The organism is Mediterraneibacter sp. 210702-DFI.5.30 (assembly GCF_020560115.1).
Taxonomy (GTDB): domain Bacteria; phylum Bacillota; class Clostridia; order Lachnospirales; family Lachnospiraceae; genus Mediterraneibacter; species Mediterraneibacter faecis.
Genome location: NZ_JAJCME010000003.1, coordinates 70047 through 93646, shown reverse-complemented (window position 1 = coordinate 93646; position 23600 = coordinate 70047). Strand labels below are relative to the sequence as shown.

Annotated in this window: 21 protein-coding genes; 17 read left to right on the top strand and 4 right to left on the bottom strand. The window is 39.3% G+C overall.

What is annotated here, in order from left to right; genetic code table 11:
- The first annotated feature begins 735 nt into the window (after positions 1–735).
- The 11 genes from LI126_RS04105 to LI126_RS04055 all read left to right on the top strand — a co-directional run bounded on the left by LI126_RS04105 (position 736) and on the right by LI126_RS04055 (position 10880).
- Positions 736–1374, top strand: coding sequence for a DUF6088 family protein (locus tag LI126_RS04105; RefSeq protein WP_227164876.1), 639 nt, complete (start codon positions 736–738; stop codon positions 1372–1374).
- Between the two features lie 135 nt (positions 1375–1509).
- Positions 1510–2280, top strand: coding sequence for a hypothetical protein (locus LI126_RS04100; RefSeq protein ID WP_227164875.1), 771 nt, complete (start codon positions 1510–1512; stop codon positions 2278–2280).
- Positions 2281–2505: 225 nt separating this feature from the next.
- Positions 2506–3768, top strand: a complete 1263-nt coding sequence (locus tag LI126_RS04095; protein WP_227164874.1) for a hypothetical protein — start codon at positions 2506–2508, stop codon at positions 3766–3768.
- The gene (locus LI126_RS04090) at positions 3728–4615 is read left to right on the top strand and encodes a TIR domain-containing protein (protein ID WP_227164873.1); all 888 of its coding nucleotides are present in this window, start codon (positions 3728–3730) and stop codon (positions 4613–4615) included. The genes LI126_RS04095 and LI126_RS04090 overlap by 41 nt, the downstream gene beginning before the upstream one ends.
- A 32-nt stretch (positions 4616–4647) precedes the next feature.
- Positions 4648–5919, top strand: a complete 1272-nt coding sequence (locus LI126_RS04085; RefSeq protein ID WP_227164872.1) for a DUF4062 domain-containing protein — start codon at positions 4648–4650, stop codon at positions 5917–5919.
- Between the two features lie 34 nt (positions 5920–5953).
- Complete coding sequence (locus tag LI126_RS04080; protein ID WP_227164871.1) at positions 5954–6754, top strand: FRG domain-containing protein; 801 nt, start codon at positions 5954–5956, stop codon at positions 6752–6754.
- 62 nt (positions 6755–6816) lie between these two features.
- The gene (locus LI126_RS04075; RefSeq protein ID WP_227164870.1) at positions 6817–7740 is read left to right on the top strand and encodes a hypothetical protein; all 924 of its coding nucleotides are present in this window, start codon (positions 6817–6819) and stop codon (positions 7738–7740) included.
- A 109-nt stretch (positions 7741–7849) separates the two neighbouring features.
- Positions 7850–8836 (top strand): hypothetical protein, encoded by a 987-nt coding sequence (locus LI126_RS04070; RefSeq protein WP_227164869.1) that lies wholly within the window; start codon positions 7850–7852, stop codon positions 8834–8836.
- A 295-nt stretch (positions 8837–9131) separates the two neighbouring features.
- Positions 9132–9902 carry an FRG domain-containing protein gene (locus LI126_RS04065; protein ID WP_227164868.1) on the top strand — a complete coding sequence of 257 codons (771 nt, stop codon included), beginning with the start codon at positions 9132–9134 and terminating at the stop codon, positions 9900–9902.
- A gap of 200 nt (positions 9903–10102) precedes the next feature.
- Positions 10103–10537, top strand: a complete 435-nt coding sequence (locus LI126_RS04060) for an Rpn family recombination-promoting nuclease/putative transposase (protein WP_227164867.1) — start codon at positions 10103–10105, stop codon at positions 10535–10537.
- Between the two features lie 4 nt (positions 10538–10541).
- Positions 10542–10880 (top strand): hypothetical protein, encoded by a 339-nt coding sequence (locus LI126_RS04055; RefSeq protein ID WP_227164866.1) that lies wholly within the window; start codon positions 10542–10544, stop codon positions 10878–10880.
- A 178-nt stretch (positions 10881–11058) separates the two neighbouring features.
- Here the strand turns inward: LI126_RS04055 and LI126_RS04050 are convergent, their stop codons facing one another.
- The 4 genes from LI126_RS04050 to LI126_RS04035 form a co-directional block, all read right to left on the bottom strand.
- A complete protein-coding gene (locus tag LI126_RS04050; RefSeq protein ID WP_227164865.1) occupies positions 11059–12024 on the bottom strand; it encodes a P1 family peptidase in 966 nt (321 codons plus the stop codon).
- A gap of 209 nt (positions 12025–12233) precedes the next feature.
- Positions 12234–13028, bottom strand: a complete 795-nt coding sequence (locus LI126_RS04045; RefSeq protein WP_181966547.1) for an ABC transporter ATP-binding protein — start codon at positions 13026–13028, stop codon at positions 12234–12236.
- A gap of 8 nt (positions 13029–13036) precedes the next feature.
- Positions 13037–13975, bottom strand: a complete 939-nt coding sequence (locus tag LI126_RS04040) for an ABC transporter permease (protein WP_015529762.1) — start codon at positions 13973–13975, stop codon at positions 13037–13039.
- Between the two features lie 217 nt (positions 13976–14192).
- The gene (locus tag LI126_RS04035) at positions 14193–15194 is read right to left on the bottom strand and encodes an ABC transporter substrate-binding protein (protein WP_015529763.1); all 1002 of its coding nucleotides are present in this window, start codon (positions 15192–15194) and stop codon (positions 14193–14195) included.
- A gap of 321 nt (positions 15195–15515) precedes the next feature.
- On the opposite strand from LI126_RS04035, the gene LI126_RS04030 reads away from it, so the two are divergent.
- The 6 genes from LI126_RS04030 to LI126_RS04005 all read left to right on the top strand — a co-directional run bounded on the left by LI126_RS04030 (position 15516) and on the right by LI126_RS04005 (position 23502).
- Complete coding sequence (locus LI126_RS04030) at positions 15516–16895, top strand: DUF512 domain-containing protein (protein ID WP_227164864.1); 1380 nt, start codon at positions 15516–15518, stop codon at positions 16893–16895.
- Between the two features lie 49 nt (positions 16896–16944).
- The gene (gene der / locus LI126_RS04025) at positions 16945–18273 is read left to right on the top strand and encodes a ribosome biogenesis GTPase Der (RefSeq protein WP_226870635.1); all 1329 of its coding nucleotides are present in this window, start codon (positions 16945–16947) and stop codon (positions 18271–18273) included.
- 1 nt (position 18274) lies between these two features.
- On the top strand, positions 18275–18925 hold the full coding sequence (gene plsY, locus LI126_RS04020; protein WP_015529766.1) for a glycerol-3-phosphate 1-O-acyltransferase PlsY: 651 nt from the start codon (positions 18275–18277) through the stop codon (positions 18923–18925).
- A gap of 26 nt (positions 18926–18951) precedes the next feature.
- A complete protein-coding gene (locus LI126_RS04015) occupies positions 18952–19965 on the top strand; it encodes an NAD(P)H-dependent glycerol-3-phosphate dehydrogenase (protein ID WP_227164863.1) in 1014 nt (337 codons plus the stop codon).
- Positions 19966–20050: 85 nt separating this feature from the next.
- Positions 20051–21523: a stage IV sporulation protein A gene (gene spoIVA, locus LI126_RS04010; RefSeq protein ID WP_227164862.1), complete on the top strand. Its 1473-nt coding sequence runs from the start codon at positions 20051–20053 to the stop codon at positions 21521–21523.
- 83 nt (positions 21524–21606) lie between these two features.
- Complete coding sequence (locus tag LI126_RS04005; RefSeq protein WP_227164861.1) at positions 21607–23502, top strand: BglG family transcription antiterminator; 1896 nt, start codon at positions 21607–21609, stop codon at positions 23500–23502.
- The last annotated feature ends 98 nt before the right edge of the window (positions 23503–23600 follow it).

The window sequence follows — 23600 nt, the reverse complement described above, 5'->3', positions numbered from 1 at the left end:
TTCCAATATCCTCCGCCTTATCAGACGAATGCTGAAGGTAGGAATTATAAATAATTATGAATTTGAAGAAACCGAAGAGGGAAGTGGACAGAGTTCTGTCTGTTCCTGATTATTCCGAGGCTCTCTGAGCCAACTGTCTGGACATGGAACCATCTGCACGGGGATTCAGAGCCACCTTTACGGAAGGTGAGCCATTCATATAAATTTATCCTATAATGAAGTTGGCACAAGATACGTGTGACTATTCATATAGGGAGGTTCGATAATTATGGTTGATTATCGAGAAATCTTAAGATTAAAAAAGAATTTAAGTTGACCACATTGGTGTCAGACACACAAAAAATGCGATAAAAAGAATAAAGACCAAATGAAAATTTTCAGAAGAATTTATAAAATGGATCAGTAATTAGAACAAGTTAAACACAAATCATCACTTCAAGTGGTGGTTTGCATCTACGCATTAGTAACTGGCGGTGAAAATAATCGTAAAGATGACAGAGATAATTCTCGACACAAAGCAGAACATCCGGAACGCTGGAATGGACGCGCAATCCACAACTGGAATCTTCCAGATACTGTTTATCTGAATCCAGATAAAATAAGTGGGTAGGAAGAAGCTGCCTTTTTCTTTTTTTCTTTTTTGCAACAATAGCAGGCTTGATATTGTTACAAAAAGTGGGTATAATAATAACAGAATAGAAATAATGATACACGATGTTGTGACAGGAGGCGAGTATGGAAACTTTATATGAGTACCTGTTAGATAACTATAAAGAAAATGAGCCAATCTTTCTTGTAGACATTCAGATTGATGGCATGACCCGTACAAATGTTCGTCAACAGATTAAGAAGCTGGCAGATACGGGCAAGGTGAAACGCTTTGATAATGGCATTTACTTTTTGCCCAAAAAGACAATTTTCAAGTCTAGTTCGCAGCTCACACCTGAAAAGGTACTGGAGTGTAAGTATTTGAGGGACAAAGATAAACGCTGCGGCTATGTGAGCGGTCTGATGTTCTTTAACCAGATGGGGCTTACTACGCAGATCCCTATGATGTATGAGGTCGTGTCGAACAAGGCAACAAATGATTATCGAGAAACATCTCTAGCAAAGTCTCGTGTGATCGTGCGAAAGCCGAAAGTGCCTGTAACAGAGAAAAATTATAAAGTACTTCAGTTTTTGGATATGCTGAAAGATGTAGAGGTATATTCAGAAGTGACAGGAAAGCAGTTGCAGGATCAGCTGTATCGCTATATGGATGATGCAAACCTGAGCATTTCGGAGATGGAACCGTACTTTTCGTATTATCCTGATAAGCTATATAAAAATCTAGTGGAAACGAGGGTGATTTACAAAGGCTTACTTGCACAATGACAAGGAACAATTTAAGAATGCAATTTCCAACAGTTTTGCTCACGGTACACAGTAATATCGGAGAGAGATGGAGAAAGCTCCTGATGCAAAGAATTTTGATGAATTAACTAAGATGGTGACAGCGTGGAGAAGAATGTGAAAGAAAATAATCAAAAGATAAAAAGAAAAACTTGTTTTATTGTTACACCTATCGGCGATGACAATACCGAAATACGAAGACATATAGATGGAATTATTGATCAGGCAATCGAACCGGCCATAGGTGGTGAATTTGATATTCGTGTTGCACATAGAGAATTTGAGATTGGTTCGATAAATGACCGGGTGATAAAGAATGTATATAATGCGGATTTAGTAATTGCAAATTTAACTACTCTGAATCCAAATGTTATGTTTGAATTAGCAATGAGATATAGCTATGGAAAACCAGCCATTGTAATTGCCGAAAAAAATACAAAATTACCATTTGATATGATTGAAGAAAATACATTATTTTATGTAAATGATCCGACAGGAGCAGCAGAATTAAAAAATAATATAAAAAAGTTTGTTAATAAAATTGATTTTAGTGCAAATGACTATGGTCCGATCATTGCAACGTTAAAAACAGCGGCTGCCTTTGAAAACGCAGAAAAGGATATTAAGGATCCAGAATCCAAACAGATTTTTTCATTATTGTTAAAGAAGATTGATGATATAGAAGCGGAGCTGAAGCGTCAGGATAACAGAAAAGATGTTTGGAATTTAAACACAAATAGCAATCTTAATTTCTATGATCCTAACAATAATGTGAATGGAAAAGAAATTCAGAGTTATTATGAGAAAAAAATGTCAGAGATAGGGGAGAGAGCAGAGAAAAAGATAAAAGAATTACAGGACTCAAACGGAACAATGTATGTAGTATAATACTATAGAAACTTACTCATTCAAAACAAAGTCGAAATGCGTCATACTGATGCAAACCACCACTTCAAGTGGTGGTTTGCGATGAAAGAAGTGAATGATAGATCTGAGGAATTGAAAAGACGATTTTTAAGATGTATTATCCACTTTTTTGAATGAATATTTTGTACAAAAGACAAAAAATTTTTTGATGAACCAGATGACATTGATAAAGTGGGAGGCAGAATCATGCTGACATTGAGTAGAAAGATTGTAGTTAATATAGGGGATAACTATATCGAGACATATTTAAAGAAGAAAGGGCACGTAAGAACAGAGGAAGAGAAGGCAAAGAGAGTTGAATATTGGGTTAACGATTTGATAGCACAGAAGGAGATAGATATCCAGGAGTTTGAAGATTTCTTATATGAGGAGCTTTTTTTCGGAAAGAGAAAGTGTATTAGGATTTATCATTTAGATTTTCTGAACAAGATCAGGAATCTGAGGGATTGGGTTTCAAATTTAAATCGTGTATTTGGACAAAGTGAACTGAATTTTAATAGTATTCTAACAACGATTCCATCAAAAGAGGAACCGGAGAAGATAGCAGCAATTACGTCGGAAACAGATTATAAAGGAAATCTCTCCAAAATTCAGATTCTATTAGTACGTTATGCTGAAACATGGGAGGCGGGAAGAATAAATGAGACATGTTCTTACTATCCGGTAGAGATTGATCTAAAGAAAGAAACAATGAGCATCAAAGCATGGAATCGTAAGGGATTGACTGAGAACTATAAGACAGAAGAGTATATGGATCGTATTGTAGGATTATTATCGAGTAACTTTAATGTAATAACACGAAACTATATGTCTGAACATAAAAAGGCACTTCATAATATGAGTCAGGGAATTGTAACCGATTTATACAATAAGATTCCGGCTTATAACGAGATACGGAACATAGAGCAGGAGAGCAGTGAGTTTGAGAAGAAAGCATTGGAAAAATTATCGCTGAAACATTTAGGTGAACAGGAAGAAGGCTCAATTCCAAAATATGTGTTCGATTTTCAGGAAGAACTGAAGAAAGTGATTGAAAAATTGTGTATTTGCGATTATTTCTATGACGTGCAATATGAAACAGCAGTATGGGGTATGGGAGTGGAAATGATTGTATCTAAGATAAAATTTCAGGATATTGAGCATGTGCTGACTATAATGAGTAGTGAATCAAGTCAGATGCCTATTTTTTGTACAAAAACATTTTTATCATTAAAAAAATCATTGGAAGATGCAAAAGTGGTTGATAGATTGTGGATCGAAAAAAGCAGAACCAGAGGAAAACTGTCTTTGGCTTACAATGCGGCAAAGGATGAATTCCTTGAAATTGGAATACAATCTAGGATTCGTTTCAAAAGAGAAGATCTGGAGATAGCAGAGGAGATATATAATCAGTATGCGAATGGAACTGTTGGAGAAATTAAAAACCAAGATCAAAGAAATATCGTGTAATGAACTGCGGAGAATTTATCCATTTCAATTACAGGAGTGGGTTGGAGTAGAGGAAAGAGAATTAGGAACATTTATTGATGAATTGTTAAATGCTAATTTGATGGAAGAAAAGTATGATTTTCAGTGCGATTGTGGAAATGATTGTACCGTATATCAGAAAGAACTGGAAAGAAACGGTTTTGTATGCCCAGAATGTGACAGGAATTACATACCGAATGAAATTGCAGGAAAAGCGACAGTTCTGTATGAAATAGATAAGAAATCATTACTAAGATATGACCAATCATCGATTGACTTAAAAAAGCGTCTCAGAATAGTGGGAGAAGAGAAAGATGAGTTACGATTCCCGGTGGAATATGAACGGCATGATGAAGTTCAAAAGGAACGGAAAGTAAAGATATTTCTTTCATATGCACACGCAGATGAATCGTTTAAAGATGAACTTTATAAGCATATGTCACCATTAAAAAGATCTGAAAAGATTAAGATGTGGAGTGATGAAGAATTATTACCTGGAAGTTCGTTTAATGACGAGATTAAGGAAGAACTTGAGCAGAGTGATATTATTATTCTGCTGATTAGTGCGGATTTTATAGCTTCCGATTATTGTTATGAAAAAGAAATGAAAAATGCGATAAGTAGAGCTGAGAAAGAAGAATGCTATGTTGTACCGGTAATTGTAAGGGATTGTCAATGGCAATACACACCATTAAAGGATATACTGGCTTTGCCGAAAAACGGAAAGTCAGTTAAGGGATATGAAGATAGGGATAAAGCATATTCAGAGATAGCAGAAGGTATTGGAAAAATCGTTGATATATGTTATCAAAAGTACAATAAAAAGTAGTTATAAGATGTTTTATACGGAGGTATTTCAAATTGAAAAAACTACAGGTATTTGTTTCATCTACAATTTATGATTTGGAAAAAGAACGTGCGAAAGTAGTTGAAGCTATATTGGACAGCGGGCATATTCCGGTAGGCATGGAATTGCTTGGAGGAGCCAATACAATTACAAGTACAATCAAAAAAATGATAGATGCCTCAGATATTTTCTTTTTACTTATAGGTGGAAAATATGGATCCATTTACGAAAAAGAGAATATAGGATTTGTTGAATGGGAATACAGGTATGCAATGTCAAAAAATAAACCGATATGTGTTATCGTGTTGAGTAAGAGAATGTTATATAGAAAAGCTGCTGAACAAGGTGATACGCAGGTTTTTGAAATGGATCATCCGGATAAATATGAAGAGTTTGTAAAAAGATTACATAAGGAAAATTGGACTCTTGAAGTTTCGAGCATAGATGACATACAAGCAAAAGTTTATAGCCACATTACAAAAGTTATGAATGATTCATCCTATGATTTGATTGGGTGGATAAGAGCTGATTCGGTAGAAATAGAGTGGGAGGCAGTCAAAGAAGAAGTACTGTCATCTACGTATGCGGAGATTCTTTCGCTTTATATAGAACGTTATTATAAAGATGTGGATATGTCAGATTTCGCTGCTACGATGGGAAAAAATCTTCTTACTGTTGTAAGAAAACAGGGGATAATGAATTCTTTTCATCGGATTATAGAAATTTATAAAGATTCAGATACAACCATAAAAGTAGAACTCATGGATCAATTTGAGTATAGATATCTAGATCCAAAGCATCGTTCTTTCGGAAAGAAATTTTTTGCAACAAAACAACAGGCAGAATCGTATAATGTTGAAAAACTGTTGATCAACAATGTTGATTTTACGGATGAATTTAAAATGAAAATATCAAAAAATGACAATCGTGGTCAATTGAGATATTGCGTGCAAAGTGAAAAATCAATACCAATGGGAGAAAACTATCCTGCAAATATATTTTACAAAAGCAGTTATCTCTGCCCTGCTTTAGATTTCTTCCAGGCATATAGTTTGTTCTTCCCATGTAAGAACTTTAGTATTGACATACATTTAAGAGATGGATTGAAGAAGAAATTCTCAATTGTAACTTCAACAAACTCTATTTTTAGTAATTCATATGCTGGATCTTTTGAAGCCAATGAGATGAAGAATTTTGGTGTTTGTAGTTTGACACTGCCTGAATGGGCAGTACCCGGAATGGGGTATACAGTGACTTTGAAGAAGAAATCAGAGGAGAATCATTAAAAGCCAGAGTAGATATTATGTGAGGGGATGACGAATGATAACCATTATAGAATTAAATACAATTGAAGAATTAAGTACATTATTGTATGAACAGAAAGAAGATAAAAAGATAGGAAGATTTAGAAGTGCCTGTCTCTATAGAGGATTGCCGAATGAAAGTTATTCATTGGTTACAAGTTTAAAGCGCAATTGCAAAGAAAAGCAGAAGGAACTTGAAAAATCAATATTACGAAATTTCACTAAGTATGCAGCAATTGAAGACAGTGAGCTCAAGGATTCGATTTGGAGGCAGTTGATTATTGGTCAGCATCACGGATTACCGACTAGATTGTTAGACTGGTCCTATTCGCCGATGATGGCGTTGCATTTTGCGACAAGTGGAGAAGACCTCGCAAACATGGAGAACAATAACTGTGTTGTCTGGAGCATAGATATCAATGAAATAAACGGATTACTCCCCAAAAGATATCGTGATAAATTGAACGAGCGGAGTGCATATCTGTTCACAGTAGATATGTTAGGAGAACTGACAGAAAATTTAGAGAAATATGATTCTGAGATGGCTGATAAAGCAATGGCGCTGTTGGAACCACCGTCAATCGATCAGAGAATCATCAATCAGTACTCTTACTTTTCGGTTGTTCCTTCTCAGATGAAAGATATCGAGCGGTTTTTGGAAGAACATACAACGAAAACAAAGAAATATGTCATTGATAAGAACATAAAGTGGAGGGTACGGGATATGCTGGATCAGATGAATATAAATGAACGAATTGCGTATCCGGGACTGGATGGACTTACGCTGTGGCTGAAGAGACATTATTATGTGAAATAGAGAGAAAGACGATTTTAGGAAGTCACGGATTGTTAGATGCTTCAAATGAATGAGGGAATAAGGTGGAGAATACTACAGAAAAGAAATCAAAAGAATTGCAAGAAGAACAAGAAAGATGCTTTGTAATTATGCCGATCAGTGACCAGGGAGATTATCCGAAAGGACATTTTACAAAGGTCTATAATCAGATTTTTAAACCGGCAATTATTGCTGCCGGTTATGAACCATTTCGGGTGGATGAAGATAAAATCAGTAATCCAATCATTAACAAAATCTTCGATGCGGTTCAGAATTGTACGATGGCACTTTGTGATTTAAGCAACCGAAATCCGAATGTGTTGTATGAATTAGGACTTCGTCAGGCTTATGATAAGCCGGTTGTATTAGTTCAGGATGAAAAGACTCCTCGGATATTCGATGTTTCAGGAATTAATACTGTACAGTATAGCAGCGAACGATTATTTGAAAATGTCATGGAAGCAAGGGAGAAGATAACAGACGCGCTTATATCGACAAGAGATGGAAAGGTAAATTCAATTGTTAAGATCGTTCGGGCAGAATCAGCAAGTATGAAGACGGGAGAAGTTTCACAGGAAGATCGAATGGAAGTAATGCTGAACAGTATTATGAGTGAAATCAAAGAAATTCGGAATACGACAGACAGAAAATCGTATTTGAAAAATTATGAAACAACGGTCTCAACGATCCATCCGGAGAACTTTACATTCAATTTTGAAGAACCAACTAATTTGGACAAGTCAAAAAATATCTGGAAAAGGGAGAAATTCCTTGTCGAATTGAAGAAAAGTATAACTCGTGAGGAAGTAAATGATGCACTCAATCGGATAATAAATAAAGGAATAAACATAGGATATAATCTGAATGGAAATGAATTGGTTGTAGAAGTAGTAGACAGTTATTTGAAGATAAATAAAGTGATGGTGAAGGAAATCTTAGAGAATTTGGGAGAGGTAAAAACACTGTAGATTACGATGATTTATTTTAGTTTTGTTTTTAATTTACAAATATCTATTGAATGTAGATGAAAACTAATGGACTGGAAAAAGTATATATAAGGATTTTAGCAGAATGACAATGTATATAGTTATTGAATTATGTTTAGTGCTTATTTTATTACTGATGATTATTATTTCAGCTTTACAAGGATGGTTAGATAAACAACTTCCGCTGTGTAGGACGATTACGTATGTAGGAATAATTGTGTTAACCATATTAGATTTAGTGTACAATAATTCCAATACAAAAATAGGAATAGGCATGGCGGTAATAATCTCTTCCATTTTTGAAATCGTATCAAATTTAAAGTTGAATTTTGAAATATCAAAAAATACGATTATATATACGACTTTAGTAGGAATTGGAATAGTATCAGTTCCGCTTATATTTTATTGTTTATTGAAAACTAGCGTATTGGTGATGATAATAAATAAAGGACATACTTTTTGGAAGATTTATGGTAGTGCTTTAATTGGAGCGTTTGCAACATTATTTGGAATTAGAATGACGATTAAGCATGAGAATAAGATTCGGAGAGAAGAATATATTGAAAAAATACGCCCGGTTTTAAGTAGTAAATATGTAAGACTTACACTTGACGATTTAAAGGCTTTAAGAGAAAGTAATGGCTTAGTTTTAGAAATTTCAGCAGAAAAGGCAGGAAATGGAGAGGCTTATGACTCTGAAACATTTGAAGAGTATGCACGAGATGAAGAAGTAGTAAAAAAATATAAATTTATTATGTATACAGTGAGTAATACAGCAAATTACAGTGCTAATAAAGTCTCGATTAGGTTTAATGGTGAGGATTTGGGTTCAAATATCTCATTACTTCCGCACAATGAGATTAATATTTTGTTAAAAATTCATTTAGAAGGAACAGAAAATAATAGTCGTGTAACACTTGTGTTTGAATATGAATATGAAGATATTCAAGGAAAAAGATGTTATAAGCAGGAGGACAAACTCGAATTTTTTAAGAATGAAGACGGAAAAATCTGTAATTCAAATGGTTATTCGTCAATGTCTTGGCCGGAGAAAATGTTAAATTGTAGTAAAAGATAACAGAAGTAAAATTAGAAATGAAAAATAGGATAGACATTTCCTCTCCCTATTCTGTTAAGCCTAAATCTATTGATTTTACTGGCTTGGCTGATTGATTATGTAGACAAGTTGTATGAAGAGATGAAAGATGTTAAGAAAAGAGCGAAAGGAATTATTGAGATTGATTGGAAATAGATCTGTTTTGTTTGATATAGATGATGAAGAAGATGATGAAAATGAATCTCATCGCAAGAATATGCGATGATTTTCCAGTGCTGTTTTAAATTTACAATATCTGCTGAATGGAGAAGTACATATGGAAAAGATAATTCAAGATTTAGGTGACTTTATAAATTATGTTGGAGAATGTGGAAATAAAAAATATCCAGAAATTTCTGAAGGTGGGCGGTTTGATAAAATTGTATATCGTGGACAAGCAAATAAGTCTTGGAAATGTATACCAAAATTATTTCGAAAAATAGAATGGTTTGAGAATGAGAAGAATATAATAGATGAAATACTTAGAAGATGTCCAAATGATTTTGAGGGATTGGACGCATTTGAAAAACTGGTGAAAATGCAACATTATGGGACACCAACTCGTTTATTAGATTTTACAGGCAATTCATTAATAGCATTATATTTTGCTTGTAATGATGATACACAAAAAGAGGAAGATGGTGTTGTATTATTATGTAATATACCTATGTTTTATGAGAGCGAAGTACCGCTATCCTTGCTCTTAAAGAAGTTATTTCCAGATCGTTCAAATAATTTTATACAAATTAATTCACCTACAGTTGATCCAATTTTGAATGAGAGTACTATGGCTGGAATTAAAGCAAAACTACGGAATGAAAGAATCAAAAATCAGGATGGATATTTTACACTTTTTTCATATTTTGGGGAATATAAAGATAATTTATTTAATCCGTTGGAAGAAAATAATTGTATTCAAGAAAGAATAATTATACCAAGTGATCGTAAAGCAGGCATCTTATCAGAACTAAATAGTTGTGGAATAAATCAAGCCTTTATTTATCCAGAACTGGAAAGTCAAATCAAAGAAATTTGTAAAAAATATTAAGATATTCATGAAGTCATACAAAAGGTGTCAGACAGTGCGCTCCATATGTTATTAAGCTAGATATTGGATTTATATTTAAGAAAGTGTGCGGTGTCGGGCACAAAAAAATGCGATAAAAAGAAGAAAATCCAACAACTGGAGTCTTCCAGATAAAATAAGTGGGCAGGAAGCATTGGCATACAAGGTGACAGGCACCATTAATGAGAAAAACCAGGAAAAGTGTATCAACTAAGAAAGAAATATCACAATGCAAAACATCGAAAGATGATAAGTATGGGATTTTAGATGTCCGGGTGAAACTGAAAGATGGAGAACAGATTGATTTTGAAATGCAGGTAGAAGCATTTGATTGCTGGGCAAATCGTTCTGTTTATTATTTGAGTAAGATGTATACAAGTGAAATAAAAGAAGGCGAGGGATACGACCGGTTGAAGAAGTGTATCCATGTGAGTATTCTTGCATATGATCATTTTCGAGATGATAAAGAATGCTATCGGAGAATTGCATTTTGTGATACGAAAACAGGAAAAGAGTATACAGATCTTATGGAGATGCATATCTTAGAATTGTCGAAACCTCCACCGGAAGAGAAGAATGAGACAAGCCTGTTACAGAAAAAACAGAAAGGATTTTAAAGAGATGGCAAAGAAAAATTCTGAATTGGAAGAAGCATATGATGTGTTGGATAAATTAAGCGCAGATGAAAAGAAGAGATTAGAATACGAGACAAGACAACGAGCAATCAGGGATTATAATATCGGAATGTTGACCGCGGAAAGACGAGGAATTGAGGCTGGACGCAAGATTGGAATAGAAGAAGGACGAGCAGCGGGAAGAGCAGAAGGAGAAACTTTGGGAGTAAGCAGGATTAATCAATTAATTCTTGAATTATCGAAGCGTGGACGTACAGATGATATCGTGAAAGCAGCAGCTGATGAGCAATATCAGAAAAAGTTGTTGGAAGAATTTGATTTATAAAAAGAATCCTAAAGCTGTTGTCAGTGTAATGCTGAGAGGAGAATTCAAGAGCTATTGGTCTTGGTCTGAAACAGCTTCTAAGGACAGATAAAAAAGATATCGAGGCACACGGAAGCTTCGATATCTTTTTGTTCAGTGGCAACAGCAGAACCAGCTGTTGCCAGCACAGGGTCAGTTTTTACTTCAGGCTGCATACAGCAGGAAATCCATAGGAAGGTTCTGCTGCTTGTACAGCCCGCAAGATTGCTTTAGCCATGACACGTGCTCCCAGTGCTCCTACGACATCCTGATCTGCAGCTACATCTCCCAATGAGACGGCATAGATACTGTCCCCATCAGCTGAGGTGTGTACCGGACGGATGGCACGTGCGTAGCCGTCATGCGCCATACCTGCAATTTTGCATAACTGGGATTTGTTAAACTGTGCGTTTGTGAACACAACACCGATGGTCGTATTACCAACAAATTTGTTTTCTTTCACATCAATATTTTGTAATGTGAGCAGCTCGGAGTCCAGGAAAGTTTTCCCGTCGTTTGCAAGGAGTCCGGCCACTTTGCGACCTGTTTCAGAGTCATAGATATCACCTAGTGCGTTAACGGCGACAACAGCACCAACCTGCAGTGGACCAACCTGAACAGCGTAGCTGCCGATGCCGGATTTCATGCATTGGCTCATTCCAAGCAGTTTACCTACGGTAGCACCGGTGCCTGCACCATAGTTTCCGTCCTGATAGTTGCCGCATTCAGCATTGATACAGGCTTGATAGGCCATTTTGGCATCTGGACGGATGTGTGCATCTGCTACAGTTAGATCAAACAGATCAGCCTGACAAACGAGTGGAACTTTTGTGACGCCGACATCAAAGCCGATATCATGCTCTTCAAGATATTGCATAACACCGCCAGCAGCATCCAGTCCAAATGCGCTGCCTCCGGCCAGCACAATGGCATGGATGGCTTGTGCAGCTGCGAGTGGGTGAAGCAATTCACTTTCACGGGAAGCCGGTCCGCCGCCGCGGACATCCAGCCCGGCTGGAGCACCGCTCTTTCCCAGCAGGAAGACAGTACATCCGGTGCCTGCCACGCTGTTTTCTGCTTGACCGATTTTAAGGTTTTCAAAGGATGTGATGGAGATTTCTTTCATGAGTTTTTCCTTTCATCTTTCGTTTTACTAGTATCTTTATTGTACAACTTTCTCTTATCTCATGCAATAAACAGGTATCTTGAGTTTTATAACAGACAAACGAAAGATTATTTAAGAAAAGACGATAAGCTCATATTTGAACCTATCGTCTTTCCTTTTAAGGTTATAAAAAGTTTATTATGAAGATGGCATAATTATAATGCAGATGATTAACTTAACATCATACGGTCATTTGCGAATTCTCCGCCGCTGACTTCCTCGAATTTTGCAAGAAGGTCAGATACTTTGAGGTTTTTCTTTTCCTCTCCGGATACATCATAGATGACTTTTCCTTCATGCATCATGATCAGGCGGTTGCCGTGTGCGATGGCATCTTTCATATTATGTGTTACCATCATGGCTGTCAGGTTATTTTCACTGATGATCTTGTCGGAGAGTGCAAGTACTTTTGCAGCAGTCTTTGGATCAAGAGCGGCTGTATGCTCATCAAGGAGCAGAAGTTTCGGCTTTTTAAGGGAAGCCATCAGAAGCGTGATCGCCTGACGCTGTCCGCCGGAGAGGAGACCAACCTTACTGCTTAAGCGGTCTTCAAGTCCAAGATCAAGTTCTTTTAACGCTTCTCTATAGTGTTCACGTTCTTTCTTTGTAACGCCCCAGCCAAGACCTCTTTTCTGACCACGGCGTGCAGCGATGGCCATATTTTCTTCAATAGACATCGTTGCTGCGGTTCCTGTCATAGGATCCTGGAACACACGGCCAAGGAAGAGTGCACGTTTATGTTCAGAAAGTTTTGTGATGTCAGTACCGTCGATGATGATATTTCCTTTATCGATTCCCCATACACCTGCAATCGCATTCAGTGTTGTAGATTTTCCTGCTCCGTTTCCACCGATGATCGTTACAAAATCGCCAGGATTTAAGTTGAGGTTAACTCCGTTGAGGGCACGTTTTTCATTGATTGTACCGGCGTTAAATGTCTTATAAATATCTTTGATTTCTAACATGTATCCCATTATTTTGCCCGTCCTTTCTTGAAGTAAGTATCTTTCATATAAGGAACTGCGAGGAAGCATGCAACAACTACAGCTGAGAACAGTTTCATATAATCAGATGGCATCTTCAGCCAGAGTACTAATGCGATTACAAGGTAGTAAAGGATTGCTCCGATGAAGACTGCGCCGAGTGTAAAGGCAAAAGCTGCTTTTCTGTGTGCACAGAATTTTCCAAAGATCACTTCGCTGATGATGACTGCTGCAAGTCCGATAACGATCGCGCCACGTCCCATATTGACATCAGCTGCGCCCTGGTACTGTGCGTAAATTCCACCGCAAAGTCCTACAAGACCGTTGGAGATCATAAGTGCAAGAACTTTATTGAATCCTGTATTGATACCCTGAGCACGAGCCATCTGTTCGTTACATCCTGTCGCACGGATGGATGCACCGAGTTCTGTTCCGAAGAACCAGTAGCAGAGTGCGATCAGAATCAGTGCTGCAAGGATTAATTTCAGGAAGAAGATCCAGTTGCCTTCTCCGGTTACATAACGAAGAGAAGCAACCAGTTTGTACTGCATGACATTGACCGCCTGGTTGGATTTCCCCATAATGCCAAGGTTTACGGAGTAAAGTCCGATCTGTGTCAGGATACTTGCCAGAATTCCAGGAATTCCGAAAAATGTATGTAAGACTCCTGTTACAAATCCTGCTGCCATACCTGCAAGAAATGCAAAGACAAGTGCAAGTGCAGGATTCACACCTGCGCGGATGAGCATAACTGCGACTGCACCACCGGTTGCAAGTGAACCGTCTACGGTCAGATCCGCAAAGTCAAGTATACGAAATGTAATGTAAACACCGAGTGCCATAATTCCCCAGATAATGCCCTGGGCCACGTTGCCCGGGAGAGCACGTACCAGAGTCATTGGATCAAGGGCTGCGAAATATGCTGCCATGATTTATCCCTCTAATCTTTCTTTTTATTGTTTCATATAAATAGATAATTCCATCACCGAAGGTGATTTGGAATGAATTTTGACCAAGTTGCTGTGAACGGAGTGAACAGTAACTAGAATCAAGAGCGACCATTCATTTGGATGAAGCCCGCTCTTGAGAAAAATATGTTCTGTTTAATATCTTCTAATTAATATGTTCCGGTTGAATGGAAGAATCTTATTCTTCGATTGCCTCATATCCGTCTGGAATAGTAATTCCAAGTTCCTCACAGATGGTAGGATTGTACATCTTTGTTACATTCGGGGCACTTTCAATCTTCATTGTAGTAATGTCAGCACCGTTTACAAGGATGTCGTAAGCCATCTCACCGGCTTTGTATCCGATATCGTAGTAGCTGATAGAAAGTGTTGCAATACCGCATCCTTTACAGATTCCCTGCTCACCGGCGATTACAGGAACCTTAGCCGGCAGACAGATGTTATTGATGATTTCTGTGTTTGAAGCCATTGTGTTATCTGTAGGAATGTAAAGTGCATCACATTCGGAAACTGCATTTGTTACAACAGACTGAATCTCATTAGAATCAGCAGCTGTGTACTCTTTGTATGCGATTCCATCTTTCTCTAATGCTTCAGCGAAAAGCTTTGCCTGATATGCTGAGTTCGGTTCAGCGGAGCAGTAGAGAAGTCCGACTGTTTTAGCATCAGGAATGAGTTCTTTGAGCATTGCCTCCTGCTCATCAATCGGTGCAAGATCGCTTGTTCCGGAAATGTTCATTCCTGTTGTTCCTGTCCAGTCAGAGATATCAAGTGCTGTAGCGTAGTCTGTAACAGATGTTCCGAGAATCGGGATATCACTTGTTGCTGCGCTTGCACACTGGAGTGCTGTTGTTGCATTTGCAAGAATCAGATCCACATTATCCGCTACGAAGTTATTTGCGATTGTAGCACAGTTAGCCTGCTCGCCCTGGCCGTTCTGAAGGTCGAATTTGACATTGCCTTCTCCGAACTTTTCTGTACAGGCATCTTCAAATCCTTTTGTTGCTTCGTCAAGAGCAGCATGCTCTAACTGCTGTAAGATACCGATCTTATAAGTCTTTCCTGAATCAGATCCGTTGTCTGCGCTCTTATCTGTAGAGTCGGATGAACTTCCGCAAGCTGCAAGTGAAAGTGTCATTCCGGCAGCCATAAGTACTGCTAAAATTTTCTTAGATTTCATGATTGTGTCCTCCCTTTTTCGATTCATACAATCTACGCTTTAAACCGTTACGCTTTAAAGCACTAAACTGTAAGATGTCATGTGATAAATTATAGCACGATTATTTGATACGTCAAGTGAAAATGGAACAAAAATGCAAGATTGTTGAAAAAATGTTGCAAAAAAACAATGCTTTATTCGTCTGGAAAATTGTGATATTATAAGATATGGTGTAAAATTAAGAATCATGAAAGTCTTTCTTCTATAATATGGGGATTTTTGCTGCAAAGAAATTAACAGAAGGATTTTTATGGAATTGAATAAAGGAGTTTATTTTTATAGATGAAGAAAAAGCACGAACACATTATAGAAGATGTGCGGCCGGGAAGTATTGCGGAAGAGCTGGGGATTGAACCGGGAGATATTCTGCTGGAGATTGACGGTCAGGTGATCGAGGATATTTTTGACTATCAGTTTTATGTGGAATCTGAGGAGCTGCTTGTTGTGATCCGAAAAGCGAACGGGGAAGAATGGGAGCTTGAAATTGAGAAAGATGTTGATGAGGATCTGGGAATTGATTTCGGTAAGGGACTGATGGATGAGTATCATTCCTGCCATAATAAATGTATTTTCTGCTTTATCGATCAGATGCCGCCTGGGATGCGTGATACGCTGTATTTTAAGGATGATGATTCCAGACTGTCATTCCTTCAGGGAAACTATGTCACACTGACAAATATGAGCGAGAAAGATATGAATCGTATTGTCCGTTATAGACTGGAACCGATCAATATTTCGTTCCAGACGACGAATCCGGAGCTTCGTTGTAAGATGCTTCATAACCGTTTTGCAGGGGAGGCTTTGAAGAAAGTTGATATTCTGTATCAGGGCGGCATTGAGATGAACGGACAGATTGTTCTTTGCCGTGGAGTGAATGACGGGGAAGAATTGGAACGGAGTATTCGTGACCTGACGCAGTATCTGCCGCTTTTACGCAGTGTGTCAGTTGTGCCGGTTGGACTTTCCAAGTATCGAGATGGATTGTATCCATTAGAGCCATTTACAAAGGAAGAGGCAAAGGAAGTCATTCGCACGATTGAGAAATGGCAGAAGAAAGTCTACGCAGAATACGGGATCCATTTTATTCATGCAGGAGATGAGTGGTATCTGCTGGCAGAGGAAGAAGTTCCGGAAGAGGAACGTTATGACGGATATCTTCAGCTGGAGAATGGAGTCGGCATGCTTCGTCTTTTATTTAATGAGTTTGAAGAAGGTTATGCGAAGCTGGAAAGCGGAGAACATCAGGAAGAGATTTCTCTTGCAACAGCAAAGCTTGCATATCCGTATCTTGAGCGTATGGCGAAGAAGATGGAGGAGAAGTATGAGGGACTTAAGGTTCACACATATTGTATCCGGAATGATTTCTTCGGAGAGCGTATCACAGTCTCTGGTCTGATCACAGGACAGGATCTGATGAAGCAATTAAAAGATCAGCCACTTGGAAGCAGGCTTCTGATCCCATGCAATATGCTGAAGATGGATGAGGATATTTTTCTTGATGACTTTACATTGAAAGAAGTATCAGATACTTTACAAGTTCCTATAGATATTGTAAAATCAAGCGGACAGGATCTGATCGATGCTATTTTAGGTGTCGCAGGTCCGAATCCCACAGATATAGATGAGAATCAGATGAAAGACCGTAGGATCACTACGGCTTAAGAGAAACTATTTAAGAGAAAATAAGAGAAAACAGGAAGGTAAGAATAGAATGAGTAAACCAGTAGTTGCCATTGTAGGGCGCCCGAATGTGGGTAAATCAACACTTTTCAATGTCCTGGCAGGAGAGATGATCTCCATCGTTAAGGATACACCGGGTGTTACAAGAGACAGAATTTATGCAGATGTTGACTGGCTTGACAGAGAGTTCACACTGATCGACACAGGTGGTATTGAGCCGGACAGCAGTGATATCATTCTCTCCCAGATGAGAGAGCAGGCTCAGATCGCCATTGACACAGCAGATGTTATTATCTTTATCACAGATGTAAAGCAGGGACTTGTGGATTCAGATTCTAAGGTTGCGGATATGCTTCGCCGCTCCGGTAAGCCGGTTGTCCTTGTTGTAAATAAGGTTGACAATTTTGATAAATATATGGCTGATGTCTATGAATTCTACAATCTCGGAATCGGAGATCCGGTGCCAATCTCAGCAGCATCCAGACTTGGTCTTGGAGATATGCTTGATGCGGTTGCAGCACATTTCCCGGAGTGGGATCCATCAGAAGAGGATGATGACCGTCCGCGTATCGCAATCGTAGGTAAACCAAATGTTGGTAAATCCTCTATCGTAAACCGTCTGCTTGGTGAGAACCGCGTAATTGTATCCAATATCGCAGGTACAACAAGAGATGCGATCGATACAGAGATCGTGCATAACGGAAAGGAATACATTTTTATCGACACAGCAGGTCTTCGTAGAAAGAATAAGATCAAGGAAGAACTGGAGCGTTATAGTATCATCCGTACTGTAAGTGCAGTAGAGCGTGCCGATGTTGTACTTATGGTGATCGATGCGACAGAAGGTGTCACAGAACAGGATGCGAAGATTGCCGGAATCGCTCATGAAAGAGGCAAGGGAGTTATCATTGTCGTTAATAAATGGGATGCCATTGAGAAGAATGATAAGACAATGAAAGAATACGAAGGAAAGATCCGTCAGGTACTTTCTTATATGCCATATGCAGAGATCATGTATGTATCTGCACTGACAGGACAGAGACTTCCGAAACTGTATGATATGATCGATATGGTCATTGAGAACCAGACACTTCGTATTGCGACAGGAGTTCTCAACGAGATCATGACAGAGGCAGTTGCTATGCAGCAGCCACCGTCAGATAAAGGTAAGAGATTAAAACTCTACTATATTACACAGGTTGCTGTTAAGCCACCGACATTTGTTATCTTTGTAAATGACAAGGAGCTGATGCATTTCTCCTATACAAGATATCTTGAGAATAAGATCCGAGAGGCATTTGGCTTCAGAGGAACTTCACTGAAGTTCTTCATCCGTGAGAGAAAGGAAAAGGATCAGTAGAATGGAACGTATTATCTGTCTGGTGATCGGATATGCCTGCGGACTTCTGCAGAGCGGTTATCTGGTCGGAAAGATGCATCATATTGATATAAGAAAAGCAGGAAGCGGAAATTCCGGTTCGACGAATGCACTGCGTGTTATGGGATTGAAAGCAGGACTTATGACATTCGCAGGAGATGTGTTGAAGTGTTTTGCAGCAGTGCTCATTGTCCGTGCAATATATCATGGAAGTAATATTCTTCCGCTTCTGATGATGTATGCAGGAGCAGGAGTTACTTTGGGACATAACTTCCCATTTTATATGAATTTTAAAGGTGGGAAGGGAATCGCTGTTATGGCAGCACTTGTGGTAAGCAACTGTTTCTGGCATCTGCCGTACAGTTCCATCCTGTTTTTTGTCACACTGGCATTCTTTCTTGTGCCGGTGCTTGTGACAAGATATGTTTCCCTTGGTTCATTGCTTGCTTATGCAGTGTTTTTTATCCAGATGGTGATCTTCGGACAGCTTGGATGGTTTGATATGGCGAAGGGTGCGGTATATGAGTTATATGTGATCACGTTCTTACTTACAGCACTTGCATGGTACAGACACCGCGCCAATATTAAACGTCTGTTGAATGGAACAGAGAATAAATTCGGTTCAAAGAAATAAAAGAAGCGAAGAAAAGGAGAGATGATATGGCAAAAGTAGGAGTTCTTGGGGCAGGAAGCTGGGGAACAGCCCTGGCAATCCTTCTTCATGATAATGGACATGATGTAACTGTCTGGTCGATCGATCCGAAAGAAGTGGAGATGTTGAGCGAGAAGCGGGAGCATGTATCAAAACTTCCGGGTGTCCATATTTCAGAAGAGATTATGATCACAAATGAGATGGAAGAGGCTATTAAAGGAAAAGATTTTTTAGTTCTTGCAGTTCCTTCTATCTTTACAAGGAGTACAGCGGCAAAGATGAAGCCGTATGTTGTTGATGGGCAGATGATCGTTGATGTAGCGAAGGGAATCGAGGAAAATACACTGATGACGCTGTCTCAGCAGATCAGCCAGGAGATTCCGCAGGCGGACGTAGCAGTGCTCAGTGGACCGACACATGCAGAAGAAGTAGGAAGAAAGCTTCCAACATCCTGCGTGATCGGTGCAAAGACAAAAAAGACAGCAGAGTACTTGCAGTCTGCATTTAACAGTAAAGTATTCCGTGTGTATACAAGTCCTGACATGCTTGGAATCGAGCTTGGAGGTTCTCTTAAGAATGTCATCGCACTTGCGGCAGGAATTGCAGATGGTCTCGGCTATGGAGATAATACAAAGGCGGCTCTGATCACACGTGGTATTGTTGAGATCGGAAGACTTGGCGTGAAGATGGGCGGCAAGTTCGAGAGCTTTTGTGGACTTACCGGAATCGGTGATCTGATCGTTACTTGTGCCAGTGTCCATAGCCGTAATCGTAAAGCCGGTTACTTAATGGGACAGGGCAAGTCGATGGAAGAGGCTATGAAGGAAGTAAACATGGTTGTTGAAGGTGTCTATTCTGCGAAAGCAGCTGCAAAGCTTGCACAGAAATATGAGGTTCCAATGCCGATCGTAGATGAGGTCAACAAGGTTCTTTTTGAAGGAAAGGATCCAAAACAGGCAGTAGATGATCTGATGCTTCGTGAGTCTAAGATTGAGAACTCTTCTCTTCTCTGGGAAGAATAAGAGAACGAAACGAATATAAAATTAAAAGTCATACCCCTTTGTCTGGCTGCATACATTGGTATCAGCAGAACAAGGGGGTATTTTTATGGATTCATTTCAGGTATACAAAGATATGAAAGCACGGACAAACGGAGAAATCTACATCGGAGTTGTGGGGCCGGTTCGGACAGGCAAGTCAACGTTCATCAGGCGTTTTGCGGAGCTTTTGATTTTGCCGAATCTTAAGGAAGAGCATGTAAAGCAGCGGACACAAGATGAACTTCCTCAGGCAGCATCGGGAACTACGATCATGACAACAGAGCCGAAGTTTGTTCCAAAAGAAGCAGCGGATGTAAAGCTTTCAGATGACATAGAGGTGAAGATCCGGCTGGCAGACTGTGTTGGGTTCATGGTGGATGGAGCGAATGGCCATACCGAGAATGGGCAGGAGCGTCAGGTGAAGACGCCATGGTATGACTATGAGATACCATTTACAAAGGCAGCCGAGATCGGAACACAAAAGGTGATACACGATCATGCGACAATTGGATTTGTTGTAACTACAGATGGAAGTGTGACAGATCTGCCAAGAGAAAACTATGTGGCAGCAGAAGAGCGGACAGTGAAAGAACTTCGACAGATTGGGAAGCCATTTCTTATTTTATTAAATTGCCAGAAACCGTATTCGAAAGAGACAGAACGTCTGAGATCAGCTCTTGAGGAGAAATATGCAGCACCTGTTTATCCGGTGAATTGTGAACAGCTCAAGGAAGATGATATTTATGAAATGATGCGCCAGGTACTGTATGAATTTCCTGTTACGGAAATAGAATTTTATATTCCGAAATGGGTGGAAATGTTGTCATGCGATCACAGAATCAAGAAAGATCTGATTGAGAATGTGAAGAAAAATATGGCTCAGATGTCGGATCTGCGGAGTGTCTCCGGAAAAGACTGGAAGACAGAAAGTCCATACATAGACCAGATCCTGTTGGATCAGGTAGAGATGGACACAGGCAAGGTTATATTGCGGATTTCTTTCTGCCAGAAGTATTATTATGAAGTGTTGAGTGAGTTGACAGGAACTCAGATCCGCAGTGAGTATGAATTGATTTCTCTGATGAAAGAGCTTTCTTCTATAAAAGAAGAATTCAGTCAGATCAAGGATGCATTTGCGGATGTGAAGATGAAAGGCTACGGAGTAGTCAGCCCGAAGAAAGAAGAAATTCATCTGGATGAGCCGGTAATTATCAAGCAGGGAAGCAGATATGGGGTAAAGATCCGTTCCGAGGCACCATCGATCCATATGATTCGTGCGAATATAGAAACGGAGATCGCACCGATCGTGGGAAGTGAGAAACAGGCAGAAGACCTTGTTGCATATATTAAAAAAGAGAGCGAAGGTCCACAAGGCGTCTGGGGAACGAATATTTTCGGCAAATCAATTGAAGATCTTGTGATGGATGGTATGCGTAATAAGATTACGCTGATCAACGAAGAAAGTCAGGTAAAACTGCAGGATTCTATGCAGAAGATCGTAAACGACAGCAATGGTGGTCTGGTCTGCATTATTATATAGTGATCGTGAGCTTTTTTTTTACAGGAAAATATGATAAGATAAACAGTAAGTAAAATATGCAAAAGAAAGCGAGGAATTCAGTGTTGCTGAATCACCAACAGAGAAAGATTCTTGAATTATTGTGTAAAACAGAACATGTGACTGCGAGTGAACTGGCCGGTCAGCTTGGAATTGGCGTGAAGACGGTAAGAGTCAGGATCAAGGAACTGAATCCGGAGCTTGAGAAGAAAGGAATCCAGATTTTATCAAAGTCCAGGTACGGATATTATTTGAATCCAAGACAGCCGGAAGGTATCGAAGGACTGCTGAATCCGAAGGAGAATGAAGATCCGGTGATTCCGTCGAATAATCAGGAGAGAGTACATTTTCTCCTTGCATATCTTCTGAACAGAACGGAATATATCAAGTCAGAGGAGTTGTGTGATTTCCTTTATATTTCTAAGGGGACGCTGACGAATACACTCCGGCAGGTTGAGGAAACTTATCAGAAGTATGGTATTACAGTTCATAAGAAGCCGGGATATGGTATCCGTGTGGAAGGCAGTGAATTTAATCTTCGTCAGTGTATGGTGGATGTCTTTGTAAAGCAGGATAGTCTGGAAGGAATTGGAAGACGGCATCAGACGGATGAGATCGAGACACTGGGGAAAATGGTCTATCAGTGTCTGAAGAAATATGAAATCGAACTTTCTGAGATTGCTTACAATGACTTTGTGGAACATATTTATGTGGCGATGCGAAGGATACGTCAGGAGAAATATGTTGAATCGCAGGCAGCGGATATGCTTGGAAGAAAAGAGAAGCAGTTTGTGGAAGAACTGACAGAGCTGGTGGGCACGCATTATCAGATTCATTTTTCTCAGGATGAGAAGAATTATCTGACACTGCAGCTTGTGGGGAAGGTTTATATCGACAGTGAGACAGAACAGGAAAATTTCGTGATGCAAAGCGAGATCGACCGTCTTATTACTGAGATGCTGGAGATGATCTACAGGGAATTCCATGTTGATTTCAGGAATGATTTTCATCTGCGTATGGAGCTGAACCGACATATGGTTCCGTTTGTCCTTCGTATGAAATATCATATGATCCTGCGAAACCCGATGCTGGAAGAGATCCGTAAGAATTATGTGCTTTCTTATACGATGGCGTCCCAGGCGGCAATTGCACTGGGGGAATATTTTCAGCAGTCGATTTCAGAAGATGAGATTGCCGGACTCGCAGAGGTTCTTGAACTGGCTCTGGAGCAGCAGGAGAATGAACAGAAGAAGTTTTCGATTCTGATCGTATGTGCATCTGGGAAGACGAGTTCAGAAATTCTCAGATATAAGTACAGCAGAGAATTTAAAGAGTATATTGAAAAGATTTATGTATGTAATCTTTATGAACTGGAGAACTTTCCGTTTGAAAAAGTGGATTATGTATTTACAACGGTACATATCTCTTCTTATGTACCGGTACCGATTTTGGAGATTGGTTCCTTTCTGCAGGACAATGACATTGACAGGGTGAGAAAGCTTTTTGTAAGAGAGAGTAAGGATTTTCTGCAGAAATATTTTAAGAAGGAATTATTTTTTACGGATGTGGAAGGAAAGACGAAGGATGAGGTTCTGAAGAACCTGTGCCGGAAGGTTGAGCAGGAGAAGGGACTTCCGGAGACATTCACTGCATCTGTTTTGAAGAGAGAGGAACTTACACCAACAGATTATGGTAATCTGGTGGCACTTCCACACCCGGAGCGTGCCTTCCAGGAGCGTGCTTTTGTTGCAGTGGCAGTTCTGAAAGAACCGATATTCTGGTTCCGGCAGAAGGTGCAGGTCGTATTTTTGACGGCGATCGGAAGGGAAGAGGATGAGAATCTGCAGCAGTTCTATGAGGCAACGACAGATCTGATCCTTCGTCCGGCAGATGTGCAGAATCTGATTCGTCATCCGGATTATGACAGGTTGATCCAGTTATTGCGCAGAGCAGAAGAATAAAATGTATTTAATCTCCTTGATGAATGTGATTATATGTTCAGTGATTCAAAAGTGACCACATTGATTGTGGTCATTTTTTGAGTGGAGCTTTTTAAAAA

Bases quoted from the DNA above. Each gene is read 5' to 3' on its own strand.
- LI126_RS04045 (WP_181966547.1), bottom strand. From the start codon at position 13,028: ATGTTAGAAATCAAAGATATTTATAAGACATTTAACGCCGGTACAATC.
- LI126_RS04080 (WP_227164871.1), top strand. From the start codon at position 5,954: ATGATAACCATTATAGAATTAAATACAATTGAAGAATTAAGTACATTA.
- spoIVA (WP_227164862.1), top strand. From the start codon at position 20,051: ATGGATTCATTTCAGGTATACAAAGATATGAAAGCACGGACAAACGGA.
- LI126_RS04055 (WP_227164866.1), top strand. From the start codon at position 10,542: ATGGCAAAGAAAAATTCTGAATTGGAAGAAGCATATGATGTGTTGGAT.
- LI126_RS04030 (WP_227164864.1), top strand. From the start codon at position 15,516: ATGAAGAAAAAGCACGAACACATTATAGAAGATGTGCGGCCGGGAAGT.
- LI126_RS04040 (WP_015529762.1), bottom strand. From the start codon at position 13,975: ATGGCAGCATATTTCGCAGCCCTTGATCCAATGACTCTGGTACGTGCT.
- LI126_RS04015 (WP_227164863.1), top strand. From the start codon at position 18,952: ATGGCAAAAGTAGGAGTTCTTGGGGCAGGAAGCTGGGGAACAGCCCTG.
- plsY (WP_015529766.1), top strand. From the start codon at position 18,275: ATGGAACGTATTATCTGTCTGGTGATCGGATATGCCTGCGGACTTCTG.
- LI126_RS04105 (WP_227164876.1), top strand. From the start codon at position 736: ATGGAAACTTTATATGAGTACCTGTTAGATAACTATAAAGAAAATGAG.
- LI126_RS04070 (WP_227164869.1), top strand. From the start codon at position 7,850: ATGTATATAGTTATTGAATTATGTTTAGTGCTTATTTTATTACTGATG.
- LI126_RS04095 (WP_227164874.1), top strand. From the start codon at position 2,506: ATGCTGACATTGAGTAGAAAGATTGTAGTTAATATAGGGGATAACTAT.
- der (WP_226870635.1), top strand. From the start codon at position 16,945: ATGAGTAAACCAGTAGTTGCCATTGTAGGGCGCCCGAATGTGGGTAAA.
- LI126_RS04065 (WP_227164868.1), top strand. From the start codon at position 9,132: ATGGAAAAGATAATTCAAGATTTAGGTGACTTTATAAATTATGTTGGA.
- LI126_RS04035 (WP_015529763.1), bottom strand. From the start codon at position 15,194: ATGAAATCTAAGAAAATTTTAGCAGTACTTATGGCTGCCGGAATGACA.
- LI126_RS04050 (WP_227164865.1), bottom strand. From the start codon at position 12,024: ATGAAAGAAATCTCCATCACATCCTTTGAAAACCTTAAAATCGGTCAA.
- LI126_RS04060 (WP_227164867.1), top strand. From the start codon at position 10,103: ATGAGAAAAACCAGGAAAAGTGTATCAACTAAGAAAGAAATATCACAA.